Source organism: Ottowia sp. (assembly GCF_047975795.1).
Taxonomy (GTDB): Bacteria; Pseudomonadota; Gammaproteobacteria; order Burkholderiales; family Burkholderiaceae_C; genus Ottowia.
Genome location: NZ_JBKEEE010000062.1, coordinates 1 through 12,843 on the forward strand (window position 1 = coordinate 1; position 12,843 = coordinate 12,843).

At 61.0% G+C, this 12,843-nt stretch carries 13 protein-coding genes; 4 read left to right on the forward strand and 9 right to left on the reverse strand.

The genetic code is table 11. From position 1 onward, the window contains the following. Positions 1-552: 552 nt before the first annotated feature. On the reverse strand, positions 553-933 hold the full coding sequence (locus tag ACK5NW_RS09755; RefSeq protein WP_416927497.1) for a VOC family protein: 381 nt from the start codon (positions 931-933) through the stop codon (positions 553-555). A gap of 37 nt (positions 934-970) precedes the next feature. Here ACK5NW_RS09755 and ACK5NW_RS09760 point away from each other — a divergent pair, with 37 nt between their 5' ends. Then, a complete protein-coding gene (locus ACK5NW_RS09760) occupies positions 971-1,540 on the forward strand; it encodes a winged helix-turn-helix transcriptional regulator (protein ID WP_416927499.1) in 570 nt (189 codons plus the stop codon). A 29-nt stretch (positions 1,541-1,569) separates the two neighbouring features. On the opposite strand, the gene ACK5NW_RS09765 is transcribed toward ACK5NW_RS09760, so the two are convergent. From ACK5NW_RS09765 to ACK5NW_RS09800, 8 genes are all read right to left on the reverse strand, one after another. Further along, entirely contained in the window at positions 1,570-3,765 is a 2,196-nt protein-coding gene (locus ACK5NW_RS09765; protein WP_416927501.1) for an exonuclease domain-containing protein, read from the reverse strand. A 21-nt stretch (positions 3,766-3,786) separates the two neighbouring features. Then, positions 3,787-4,161, reverse strand: a complete 375-nt coding sequence (locus tag ACK5NW_RS09770; protein ID WP_416927503.1) for a hypothetical protein — start codon at positions 4,159-4,161, stop codon at positions 3,787-3,789. A 131-nt stretch (positions 4,162-4,292) separates the two neighbouring features. After that, positions 4,293-6,104: a sodium:solute symporter family protein gene (locus ACK5NW_RS09775; protein WP_416927505.1), complete on the reverse strand. Its 1,812-nt coding sequence runs from the start codon at positions 6,102-6,104 to the stop codon at positions 4,293-4,295. Positions 6,105-6,107: 3 nt separating this feature from the next. After that, positions 6,108-6,410, reverse strand: a complete 303-nt coding sequence (locus tag ACK5NW_RS09780; protein ID WP_416927507.1) for a DUF4212 domain-containing protein — start codon at positions 6,408-6,410, stop codon at positions 6,108-6,110. 237 nt (positions 6,411-6,647) lie between these two features. Continuing rightward, the gene (locus tag ACK5NW_RS09785) at positions 6,648-7,280 is read right to left on the reverse strand and encodes a 2-hydroxychromene-2-carboxylate isomerase (RefSeq protein WP_416927509.1); all 633 of its coding nucleotides are present in this window, start codon (positions 7,278-7,280) and stop codon (positions 6,648-6,650) included. Next, positions 7,277-7,417, reverse strand: coding sequence for a DUF1289 domain-containing protein (locus ACK5NW_RS09790; protein ID WP_416927511.1), 141 nt, complete (start codon positions 7,415-7,417; stop codon positions 7,277-7,279). The genes ACK5NW_RS09785 and ACK5NW_RS09790 overlap by 4 nt, the downstream gene beginning before the upstream one ends. 110 nt (positions 7,418-7,527) lie before the next feature. Continuing rightward, entirely contained in the window at positions 7,528-8,019 is a 492-nt protein-coding gene (locus ACK5NW_RS09795; RefSeq protein WP_416927513.1) for a YbaK/EbsC family protein, read from the reverse strand. Positions 8,020-8,043: 24 nt separating this feature from the next. Beyond that, the gene (locus ACK5NW_RS09800; RefSeq protein ID WP_416927515.1) at positions 8,044-8,952 is read right to left on the reverse strand and encodes a hydroxymethylglutaryl-CoA lyase; all 909 of its coding nucleotides are present in this window, start codon (positions 8,950-8,952) and stop codon (positions 8,044-8,046) included. A gap of 277 nt (positions 8,953-9,229) precedes the next feature. Here ACK5NW_RS09800 and ACK5NW_RS09805 point away from each other — a divergent pair, with 277 nt between their 5' ends. The 3 genes from ACK5NW_RS09805 (at position 9,230) to pgi (ending at position 12,711) form a co-directional block, all read left to right on the forward strand. Then, positions 9,230-9,931, forward strand: a complete 702-nt coding sequence (locus ACK5NW_RS09805; protein WP_416927517.1) for a choice-of-anchor C family protein — start codon at positions 9,230-9,232, stop codon at positions 9,929-9,931. A 141-nt stretch (positions 9,932-10,072) separates the two neighbouring features. Then, a complete protein-coding gene (gene tal, locus ACK5NW_RS09810; protein ID WP_416927519.1) occupies positions 10,073-11,020 on the forward strand; it encodes a transaldolase in 948 nt (315 codons plus the stop codon). Between the two features lie 23 nt (positions 11,021-11,043). After that, positions 11,044-12,711: a glucose-6-phosphate isomerase gene (gene pgi, locus ACK5NW_RS09815; RefSeq protein WP_416927521.1), complete on the forward strand. Its 1,668-nt coding sequence runs from the start codon at positions 11,044-11,046 to the stop codon at positions 12,709-12,711. The last annotated feature ends 132 nt before the right edge of the window (positions 12,712-12,843 follow it).

Genomic DNA, 12,843 nt, shown 5'->3' on the forward strand with positions numbered 1-12,843 from the left:
AATCAGGGTCAAGCGAACCAAAAACAGCGCAAAACGATGAGAAATTCAACGCTCGTTTCGCCATGTGAACATTCACGCGTCACCTCGCCCTGCAGCGGGGGTTGTGCAGACCTTCCTTAGGCTTTTTTACTTTAGATCGTCATTCATCCCGATTCAAAGCAAATTCTTCCCCTCAGTGTCTCAAGCGCTCGATGTCGTTATGACTCGATGGCTCGGCTTACGCCTTGGCCAGTCCTGTGCATTTATCCATACTGTTGTTCATGGGTGAGAACAACACAGCAGCCCTGCCGGACACCCATGTTGCCGCTGTGTGAGCCGTTGGCTCAACGACGTGGCGTACCGGCCTGTCCGCTCGGATGAGCGGCCGGAACGCGAGATCACCGGGCCGCTGCGCCGGACGCGGCAGTTCTACTGGGCGGCCGTGGTGCCGACCGGAGAAAAGCAAGGCTACATCAAGCAGGCCACGGTACTGCCAAGGACTGACGCTGCTACCTCGCCAGGCACGAGGTGATGCGCAGCCAGCAACTCGATCCAGATCAGCCCATCCACGAATTATGGAGCCCCGCCTGTCAGATCCTGCGCCAGCATCAACGCGTTGCCATCCATGTCGTAGAAAGTTGCCGTCTTGACCATGCCCTCAACGACATCGGTTGGGCCGTCGAACCTCACATTCGCCTGTTCCAGCTTCTGCCGAGCAGCATCCAAATCCGTGACCCCGAACACGGGCACGCAATTGCCGGGCGCTGGCTCGGTATGTTCGCCAAGACCCATGGTGACGCCAGGAGTGTTCGTCTGAAGCTCTGACCATCCTGCCTCGTCGGCATGGTAGGTTGTCTCAAACCCCAGCATGCTGCCGTACCAAGCGGCACTGGCATAGCGGTCTTTGACAGACAGCGCGATGGTGATGGTTTTATCTACCGAGATGAGAGACATAGGTTTCCTTTGACTTGAAATATACTAACTATATTTTATGGACATCACTACGTTTGTCAACATTACATCCAGAGCCTGGGCAATGCCCATACTTTCCAACCTGCATGCAGGTGTGGCGGGACGGCAGGCACCACTGTTGACAGCAACTGGCGCGAGCAGGACGGCTTTCGCGCAAAGCATGGAACACCTGATTGCCCTAGGACTGCTGGAACGCAACCCCGGCCATGGTCATCCGCTGCGGCCTGAGTTTCGCCTCACACCGCATGGCGTCACTGCCGCAGCCATCGCCCACAATATTCAGGCTATTTCAGCCGATGAAGATCAGGATTTGCTGCGCCGTTCATGGACTCTTCCGGTGTTGACTGTCCTTCATACACCGCGCCACTTCAATGAAATCAAAAGAAATCTGCAAACGATCACAGACCGCGCTTTGTCGCAGTCGTTGAAATTGATGGAAGCCAGAAGCTGGGTAAGCCGCCACGTTGATGAGCTCGCCCGCCCACCCCGATCCATTTATTGCGCTGTCAACACTGGCGAAATGATCAGCGGCGTGACCGCACCTGAAATCACCTTCGGCCGCGAAGCCGATTATTCATTGACAAACTGAGATGCGCCGCGTTAACGACTCAGGCGGGGTCAGTACTTCAACCGCGCCAAATAGGTCTGCTGCGCCGCCGCTCTGGCCTGACCCAGGGTGCGGATGCCCTGCGCTTGCAGCAGTGGGATCAGGTGCAGCAATACCTCGGCAGTGGCGGTGGCATCAGCCAGCGCGGTGTGGCGACCGGTGACGGTGATGCCAAAGCGCTCGGTCAGCGCCTCCAGTCGGTGCGAGTCTTGCTGCGGCTGGGCGGCCACGGCCAGCAGCAGAGTGTCGAGAACCGGCTGGTCAAACACCAGTCCGGTGGCTTTTTCCTGCAATTGCAAAAACTTCATGTCGAACGCCGCGTTGTGCGCCACCAGCACCGTGCCTTGTGCAAAGGCATGGAACACGGGCAGCACTTCAGCCACTGGTGGCTGGCCTTGCAGCGCCTCGTTGCTGATGCCGTGGATGGCGATGTTGGCGGTGCTCAGGGTGCGGCCTGGATCGATGAGCTGCTCAAACGATTCGCTGCGCAGCAGACGGCCATTGACGATGCGGGTGGCCCCGATCTGGATCAGTTGATCGCCTTGCGAGGGGTTGAGGCCGGTGGTTTCGGTGTCGAACACGGTGTAGGTCAGCGCCGTCAACGGCTCGTCATCGTGCGCGCCCTGGAATGGGCGTGTCTGAAATAAATCAAAGTCATAAAACTCGGGCCGACCATCAGCCGGGGCCAAAGGCTGGGCGTCATCGGTAAGGGCTGCATCCGCCCGATCGGCCGACACCAGCGGCAGCACAAAGCGCAAAAACGACTGGTTGCGCAAGCGGTCACGGCCAAAGGCCAGCTCACCATGATGGCGACCCAGCACATCGCGCAAGGTCAGCATGCCATGGGCCTCGCCCGTGCCCACGGCCTCCAGCTCCCAGGTCATCACGGTTTCGGTGCTGAAGGATTGGCCATCCCAATACAAATCCAGATGTGCGGCGTCTCCTTCTTCTGAAACGGTGGCACGCAGGCCCAGGTAGCGCGGCGCAAACGCATCGGACAACTGATCGGCCAGCATGGCCATGGCCTCCAGCAGCAAATAGCTGTCCACACGCACCCACAGGCCGTCGGGCACCGGATCAACGGCGATACGCCGTCGCTCGCCTTCAGTCAGGCGGCGTTCAGCCGCCACCAGCCAATCGGCCACCAGCATGTCTTCCAGCGGCCAGCGGGTGGACATACCGGCAGCGGCCTGCCGCATCAGGGCTGCGCTTTGATCGCGCAGGTCTGAGCACTCGCCCTGAATGGTGGTCAACGCCCTCGCCCGGCGGGCATCGTCTGCCTGCTGGCCTTCTGTTGCGGCCCACTGGACACGCTGCACGCCCGCGCTGATGCGCTCGGCCACCTCACCCAGCAGCCGGTCGCGATCAGCGGCTGTGTCGTAAGCGCGGGTCATGTCATCCAGCGTCAGCATGAAGCCGCTGCATTGCGGCTCGGGCGCACCAACCGCGCTGTCCAGCACCGCCGCCAGTTGCACACGCAGCAACCTGCCGCTGTGGGTAGTGGTGACAAACTGGGCCGCCGCCTGCGCAGCGCCACGGCGCAACTGGTGCCGCACCCGGTTCAAGGCATGCTGAACCTGGGCCTCTTGCAGCACGCCGTAAATGGATCTGCCAATGCCCACCACGTCGGTGCCACTGGCCAGTTGCGGCGCTTTGGACAGCGTGCGCAATTGCAGGCGTGCCCGTGGGTTGTACAAAAGAATGAGTCCATCCAGGTTGCACACCACCATGCTTTGGGACGACTGCGCCAGCAGCGAGGCCAGCCGGTTGCGTTCGCTCGTCAATTGCGCGCTGACTTCAGCCACCTTGGCCTGCAACTCGGCATCGGCCACCTGGCGCTGGGCCAGCAGCGCATTGCAGGCATCGGCCAATGTGTTCAGCGACGGGGTCGATTGCGTTGGCAAAGGTTGCGGCGACGGGGTGCTGGCCCATGCCCGCACCTGCTCGCCCAGCGGGGCCAGCGGTTGCACGTGGCGGGCCCACAGCGTGCGGATGCCCAGCAACACACCGCCAGAGCCAATCAGCCATCCCAAGGCCCACAAAGGCCACCGAGGTGCCAGCCATGTGACAACCTGGGCACGATCGGCCGCAGGCAAGGTGGACAGCACCATCGCCAGCACCAGCGCACTCCACACCAGCAAGCCGGCTGCGCCCACCAACACAGCCAGCCACATGGGCCGCGCACCGGTCATAGGCCGACGTGGCATCAGATCAGTCCCTGCATCAGATCAAGCCTCTTGGTTGCTGCTGGCCCGCCGTGCCAGCCGGGCCTTGAGGTGCGCGTGGCGTGACAAACCAAAATCGGCCATCAGCTTGCACCAGATGGTGCTGCCCGCCACGGCCGTCCAGGTGTCATAAGGCCATTGAAAACCCACTACACCGATGATGGCGATCACAGCGGCCGCACCAGCGATCAGGTTAATGGCACCGGCCATCCCGGCATAGCGCTGTGGCTCTGGCGGCGGCTCGCCACCTTTGAGTGCCACTTCGGAATAGTCGTGTCGCACCAGAATGCGCCAGGCCCGGCGCAACCAGAAAAACGCCATGGGAAACAGGCCCAGAAACAAAATCCAGGTCAGCGCCATGCTGATGGTCATCCCCATGCTTTGACTCCTTACAAAAAAGAAACCGCCCGGCCAGCCCAATGGAGCGTGGCGAGCGGTTCAAATGGTGCTTGAAGACGCCGGGGTATGCAACCCCGGCGGTCAAGGCACACGTTTTCAGCGCCAGCGCGTCAGTGCGCTCCACCAGTCACGGCGCTGGAGCCACGCGGCACGCGCACGGCTTCAACCATGTGCTGGATGTGCTCAGGCGGCTCTTTGGTCACCTTGTCGACCAGGAAGGCCACGATGAAGTTTACCGCCGCGCCCACGGCACCAAACGCCTCTGGCGTCACGCCAAAGAAGCTGTTGGGGCCACCAATCAGGTGGGTGTAATCCGTGCCCTTGATGAAGAACAGCCCCTTGTGCGCAAACACGTAGAACAGCGTGATGAACAGGCCCGCCAGCATGCCAGCCATAGCCCCTTCCTTGTTCATCTTCTTGCTGAAAATGCCCATCATGATGGCCGGGAACAGCGAACTGGCGGCAATACCAAAGGCCAGCGCCACCGTGCCTGCGGCAAAGCCTGGCGGGTTAAGCCCCAGCCAGCCCGCCACCACGATCGCTATGGCCATCGAAACCTTGCCCGCCATCAACTCGCCCTTTTCACTGATCGACGGGTTGAACACCCCCTTGATCAAGTCGTGCGACACCGCCGACGAAATAGCCATCAGCAAGCCCGCCGCGGTGGACAGCGCCGCCGCCAAACCGCCTGCGGCCACCAAGGCGATCACCCAGTTGGGCAACAAAGCGATTTCAGGGTTGGCCATCACCATGATGTCGGGGTTGACCGTCAGCTCATTGCCTTTCCAGCCTGCGGCCTCGGCCTTGGCTGTCACCTCCTGGTTTTTGGTCTTCTCGTTGTAGTACTGGATGCGGCCATCGCCGTTTTTGTCGTCAAACTTGAGCAAGCCGGTGGTTTCCCAGCGCTTCATCCAGTCCGGACGTTCGTCATACTTGATGGCCACGTCCTGCCCATAGGGATTGGCGTTTTGCATCACGATGCCCGGGGTGATGGTACGAATCAGGTTCATCTTGGCCATGGCGGCCACGGCAGGTGCCACGGTGTACAAAATGGCGATAAACACCAGCGCCCAGCCGGCCGAACGGCGCGCATCCTTCACGGTCGGCACCGTGAAGAAACGCATGATGACGTGCGGCAGACCAGCGGTGCCGATCATCAGCGACATGGTGTACAGGAACATGTTCAGCTTGCTGCCCGGCAGCGACGTGGTGTACTGGTCAAAGCCCAGGTCTTGCACCACCTGGTCCAGCTTGGACAGCAGTGACACATCGGTGCCCACCATGTCCGAACCTAGGCCCAGTTGCGGAATCGGGTTGCCGGTCAGTTGCAGCGAGATGAAGATGGCGGGCACGGTGTAAGCCAGGATCAGCACCACGTACTGCGCCACCTGCGTGTAGGTAATGCCTTTCATGCCGCCAAACACTGCGTACATGAACACAATCGCCATGCCGATGTAAATGCCGTTCGAGCTGGACACGCCCAGGAAGCGCGAGAACGCCACGCCCACCCCCGTCATCTGGCCGATGATGTAAGTCAGCGACGCCACCAGCAAGCAGATCACCGCCACCGTGCGCGCGCTCTGGCTGTAAAAACGGTCGCCAATGAACTGCGGCACGGTGAACTTGCCAAACTTGCGCAGATACGGTGCCAGCAGCATGGCCAGCAGCACGTAGCCGCCGGTCCAGCCCATCAGGAACAACCCGCCGCCATAGCCCATGTTGGAAATCAAACCCGCCATGGAAATGAACGAAGCGGCCGACATCCAGTCGGCCGCCGTGGCCATGCCGTTGGTGATGGGGTGAACCCCGCCGCCCGCAACGTAGAACTCGCTGGTCGAGCCAGCACGGGCCCAGATGGCAATGCCGATGTAAAGCGCAAAGCTCAATCCAACGACGATGTAGGTAATGGTTTGCAGATCCATGCCTTACTCCTCGTGCACGTCAAAGCGACGGTCAATCTGCCCCATCTTGTACGCGTAGTAGAAGATCAGCACGATGAACACATAAATCGAACCCTGGTGTGCGAACCAGAACCCAAGCGGATAGCCGCCAAGCTTGATGTTGTCAAGCATGTCAGCAAACACGATCCCAGCACCAAACGACACCAGAAACCAAATCACCAAAATCTGGGCCAACAGCCCCAGCGTGGCGCGCCAATAGGCGTGACTTTGCGAATCACCGGACATTAAAAATCTCCTCGTATTTGGATTGAAGCCGGTCTGACGCATTGCACGGCACTGCCAACGCTGCACACCACTTCGCTACGGCACACACTTTTCCAGTGCACGCATTGCGCATCTTTTTTCCTGCGCTTACAAGCGTCTGACAGGCGCATCTCCAACGGCGAAACTCAAGGGAAAACCCCAGCGAAAAGGGCCTCGAAACTTCTCGGCCCTTCCCTTTGTAACGACAGTCGAGAATCCCTGCATTAGGCAGCGCGCTTGCCGCGCCAGGCCACCCGTCACTTACCGTGTGCGGCCTTGCGCCACGCTTGCGGCTGTGGCCCAGGCTGCATCCAGCTTGGCGGGCTGCTCCAGTTGGGCACGCAGCATGGGCAATGCGTCCAGCCCCCAGAACAGGCGGCCATCAACCTCCAACGACGGCACACCAAACACACCGGCGGCCAGTGCGGCATCGGTTTCATCGCGCAGGCGCTGCTTCACATCGGCACTGTCCGGCGCTTGCGGCGGCGACAATTGCGCGGTCAACGCGGCCAGCCGTCCAGCATCCTCCGCATCCGCACCGCCACGCCAGACATGACGAAAGATGGTTTCGCACACGTAACGATTGGGCGCTCCCTGCCGTTCGCAAGCCCAGGCCAGGCGCAGCAGCGCCAGCGGGTTGAACGGGTGGCGCGCAGGCAACTGCAAAGGCACGTCCAATTGCCCGGCTTGCCAGGCCACTTGCCGGTAAGTCCAGTCGCGCTTACCCGCCATTTCAGCAGGCCCCAACTGACCATGGTGCTTGAGCAACGCGGCCAACAATATCGGGCGGTAACGCACCTCATAGCTCAAGCCTTGCAGCGCGACGGGCAAGCGCTCAAACGCCAGGCAGGCGTAGGGCGAGATGAAATCGAACCAGAAGTCGATGCGCTTCATGGCTGCCCCCTTGCTGCCCGACGCTGCGCCACGCGGGCCAGCACTTCGCGCTGCGCCGCCGCCCCCAGCCCGCCCCAGGCGCTGATTTCGTCCAGCGTGCGCCAACACCCTTCGCACCATCCTGTGTCCGCATTCATGCGGCAGATGCCGATACACGGCGAAGGCATGGGCACATTGGAGTTTTCGGCATTCAGAGAGGCCGAAGCGCTTGTATCACAAGCCGATAACGCTACTTTATCAATAGCAATCATGGGATCGATGGCACCTGCACCACATCCGCCACCGGCGCACCGGTGAGCTTTTCCAGATCCGCCGGAGCCAGCTTGAACACGCCATGCGGGTGCCCGGCTGCAGCCCAAATTTCGTCAAACCGGAACAGCTCGCGGTCAATCAGCGTCACCGGCGGCTCGGCATGCGCCACGGGCGACACACCGCCGATGGTGAAGCCGGTTTTGGCTTTCACAAACTCGGCATCGGCACGGCCAATTTTGCCCACCAACGTCGCCACCCGCTTTTCGTCCACGCGCCGGTCGCCACTGGTGATGACCAGCACCGCCGCATCATCGCTCTTGCGACGGAAGATGATGCTCTTGGCGATCTGCCCCACGCCAATGCCCAACGCGTCGGCAGCCTGTTGCGCCGTGCGCGCAGCATCGTCCAGCATCTTCGGCGCATGCGCGTGTCCTGCCTCGGCCAAGGCGACAGCCACGCGCTGCACGCCCTCGGGTAATGTGCTCATATCAGCCCTTGATTGCCTTTGAATTTACCCAGCGCGCTTGTTCAGCACCGCCGTGGCCACGCGCGAATTCGGCTTGCGCTGCAAAAAGTCGCTGATGAACACTCCAGCGTCAATCAGCTTGTCCAGGTTAATGCCGGTATCAATGCCCATGCCGTGCAGCATGTAAACCAGATCCTCGGTGGACACATTGCCCGTGGCCCCCTTGGCATAAGGGCAACCCCCCAGGCCCGCCACCGACGCCTGGTGGTTCCACACACCCATTTCCAGCGCGGCCAGCGTGTTGGACAGTGCCTGACCATAGGTGTCGTGAAAGTGGCCCGACACGTGGTCCAAGTCAAAGTGTTTAAGCGCAGCTTCCAGCGCGGCCTGCACCTTGCGCGGCGTGCCCACGCCAATGGTGTCGGCCACGTCCACGCGCTCAATGCCAATGCCTTTCATCAATCCGGCCAGATAGTCCACGCGGGCGGGGGCAATGTCGCCTTCATACGGGCAGCCCACGGTGCAGCTCATCGCGCCCCGCACGGCGATCCCGGCGGCCTTGGCGGCCTGCACCACCGGGGCAAAGCGCTCGATGCTCTCGGCAATCGAGCAGTTGATGTTCTTCTGGCTGAACGCCTCGCTGGCCGCGCCAAACACCACCACTTCATCGGGTTTATCGATCAGCGCCGCTTCAAAGCCCTTCATGTTGGGCGTCAGCACGCTGTAGCGCACGCCCGGCTGGCGCGCCACGCCGCTCATCACTACATGGTTGTCGGCCATTTGCGGCACCCACTTGGGCGACACATAGCTGGTGACTTCAATTTCTTTCAGGCCCGCCTGTTGCAGGCGCTGCACCAGCTCGATCTTGATGTCCGCTGGAACGGGCTGCTTTTCGTTTTGCAGGCCGTCGCGGGGGCCGACGTCAATCAAACGCACTTGAACAGGCAAAACCATAGTTTGCACCTCCGGATCAGTCTATACACAGGGTCACACCTACGCATCAACCAGTGTAAACAAACACACTCTCAAAGTTGATCTCATTGCTGGGTAGAGGCTGCACCATGTTGGCTACTTCTTCCACGCGGCCCACTCGGCATCCGGAATCTGATTGTCCAGGATGTAGCGCTTCTCGAATCTGCGTTTACTCCATTTGAAAATGTGCGAAAAAGATACTTGACTAAGTAAGAAAATTCATTACGGTTGGTTGTCAGGTTACAAAGGGAGCGTATCAATGCATAAGACACGGCATTTATTCGGTAGGTTCTGGCTGCGACAAGTGGCTTTTTTTGTATTGAGCGTCGCCGGTGCAAGTGCCGCATGGGCAGCACCATTTCAGAACGGCAGCTTTGAGCTTGGGACTGATCCTGGTTCGTTTCTTCAACGGGTTACCGGAGGAAGCGACATCACAGGCTGGACAGTCTCATCAGGCAACATCGATTACATCGGCACTTATTGGATGCCGCATTCCGATGGTGCCCGGTCACTGGATCTCAGCGGCGGCCGGGCGGGCCGAATGGGAACTATAGAACAAGCTTTTGACACCGTAGCGGGGCATGAATATCGGGTGACTTTTGCCATGTCGGGCAATTCCGATTGTGGCAATGCGGTAAAAACCATGCGGGTAGCAGCTACGGGCGGAGTGTCGGTTGACTATACGTTCGACACCGCTACGCCTGGGCACAGCAGGATGAACATGATCTGGGAGACGCAAACCTATGCGTTTACGGCCAGCGGAGCATCGACGACGTTAAGTTTTTCCAGTCTAGAAAACAGCAATTGTGGCCCTGCGCTTGATCATGTGCAGTTGGTTGATCGATCCGCAGCGACCACGAGAGTTACGGCGGTACCGACACTGTCGGAAGGTACGTTGATCCTGTTGGGGGTCGCTGTGGGTGCAGCAGCGTTGCGTCGGCGCAAAGCCACTGGACGGTAGCCCACCTAGAGTAGTGTTCGACGCTATCTGGCACATAAAAACGCGTCTTTGCCGCCATAACGACAAATCCATCATCTTTATAAGTGCCATCAAGCATCGACCGCTACACCAGCCTTTTCAGGGGGCGAGATAATCGGAGGCATGATGCAACTCCACGCCCTCAAGCAGTACACCACCGTGGTCGCCGATACGGGCGACTTCAAGCAACTGGCGCAGTTTCAGCCGCAGGACGCCACCACCAACCCGTCGCTGATCCTGAAAGCGGTGCAAAAGCCTGAATACGCACCATTGCTTAAAGATACCGTGGCTCAGTACCGTGGCCAGCCGCTGGATGAGGTGGTCGATCGCCTGCTGGTGCGCTTTGGCTGCGAAATTCTGGCTACCATCCCAGGGCGTGTGTCGACCGAGGTGGATGCGCGTCTGTCGTTTGACGAGAGCGCCACGTTTACGCGGGCCGAGCGCATCATTGAGCTGTACCAGGCCGCAGGCGTGCCGACTGACCGCGTGCTGATCAAGATCGCCGCCACCTGGGAAGGCATTCGCGCCGCCGAGCGGCTTGAGCGGCGCGGCATCCATTGCAACCTGACGCTGCTGTTCAGCTTTTGCCAGGCCGTGGCTTGCGGGCAGGCCAAGGTGCAATTGATCTCACCTTTTGTGGGCCGCATTTACGACTGGTACAAAGCCAAGGCGGGCAACGCGTGGGACGATGCCGCCATGGCGGGCGCGCAAGACCCCGGCGTGCAGTCGGTGCGCCGCATTTTTGAGCATTACAAGCACTTTGGCATCACCACCGAGGTGATGGGGGCCAGCTTTCGCAACGTGGGACAAATCACGGCGCTGGCCGGGTGTGATCTGCTGACCATCAGCCCGGATTTGCTGGCCCAGTTGGCCGCCAACGACGCGCCCTTGCCACGTGCGCTGGATGCACAGGCGGCCAAGGCGCTGACGCTGGAGCCGGTGCAGTACGACGAAGCGGCTTTTCGCCTGGCGCTGAATCAGGATGCGATGGCCACTGAGAAGCTGGCCGAAGGTATTCGCGCCTTCATCGCCGACGCCGAAAAGCTCGAAACCCTGATGCAAGCGGCCTGAAGGCGCGCACAGCACACGCCACCATGAACTGGCAGCGCCGCCCCCGCTGTGACCAGACGCCAGCCTGGCCGCTGTTGCAAGCGCACGCCGCACAGCGCTTCAAAGGGCTGACATCCGGGCCGCAAGCGTTGGCGCAGACATTTGCGCCAACGTTTGATTTGCGTCGCGCCTTTACGCAGGACAGGCAGCGCTTTGCGCGCTGGTCGTTCGATGCACCGCCGCTGTGGGCCGATTTGTCCAAAAACCTGATCGACGTCGAGGCGCAGCGCTTGCTGAACCAACTGGCGCACGAATGCGGTGTGGCGGCGTTGCGTGATGCCATGCTGCGTGGTGAGCGCATCAACACCAGCGAGCAACGCGCAGTCACGCATGTGCATGGGCGCTGGGCAGGCGTGGACGCATCCAGTTTTGATGCATCAAACTGGCCTTTAACGCTGGTACAACAAGCACAAGAAGCTATTCAAAAAATAGCAAGCATACCGCCTGATGCAGCCCGCATTCGGTCTGACATGCTGGACTTTGCCGAGGCGGTACGTGCCGAAGGCGTGTTCACCGATGTGGTCAACATCGGCATTGGCGGCTCTGATCTGGGGCCGCGCATGGTGGTGCAGGCGCTGCGCTCTGGCGGGCATGCGGCGGGCGGGCCGCGCGTGCATTTTGTGGCCAACATGGACGGGCATGAGCTGGCTGAGCTGCTGCCCCAACTGAACGCGGCGCGCACGCTGTTCATCATTGCGTCTAAAACCTTTGGCACGGCCGAGACCATGCGCAACGCCGCTTCGGCGCGCGATTGGTTTGTGGCGCAAGGCGGGCAAGGCGTGGCACGCCACTTCGTCGCCCTCAGTGCCAACGCCGAAGCGGCGGGCGCGTTTGGTGCCGGGCGCTGCTTTGCTTTTGATGAGGGCGTGGGTGGGCGCTATTCGCTGTGGTCGTCCATTGGCCTGTCGATCGCCATCGCGGTGGGGCGTGCAGGTTTTGAGGACTTGCTGCGTGGTGCACGCGCCACGGATGCGCACTTTGCCACCGCCCCACTGGCGCGTAACCTGCCGGTGCAACTGGCGTTGATCGACCTGTGGTACCGCAACGTGCTGCACCTGGGCAGCCGCTGCATCGCGCCTTACCACCACGGCCTGCGCCGCCTGCCCGCCTATTTGCAGCAACTGGAGATGGAAAGCAACGGCAAGGGCGTGGACGGGCATGGCCAGCGTCTGGCCGTGGCCAGCGCGCCCATCACCTGGGGCGAGGCGGGCAGCAACGGCCAGCACGCGTTTTTCCAGATGCTGCACCAGGGCAGCGACGTGGTGCCAGTTGAGTTCGTGCTGGTGCGCCAACCCGCCCACACCTTGCCCGGCCACCACGACAAGCTGCTGACCAACGCACTGGCCCAGGCGCGGGCGTTGATGCAAGGCCAGCCCGGCGATGCGCCTGAGCGGCACTTTCCCGGTAACCGCCCCTCCACCGTGCTGCTGCTGCCCGATCTGTCGCCGCACAGTCTGGGTGCGCTGCTGGCCTTGTACGAGCACCGCACCCTGGCGCTGGGCGCGCTGTGGGGCATCAACAGCTTTGACCAATGGGGGGTGGAGCTGGGCAAGCGCCATGCGGGCGAAATCGAAGCGGCGCTGCACGGCGGCGATGCCAGCGGGCTGGATGCTTCCACGCAGAGTTTGTTGGCGCAAATCAGATGCGACTAAGAGCGTGTTCAAAGTCTCAGCGTGCGGGGTGTGGGATGCGAATCAGGATGGGCTGCAAGGCGCAAACCGCAGCAATACCTAGCGGTATCGCGAGGATTTGCAACGCAGCAGACCGCCCGAGGCCGCGCCCAC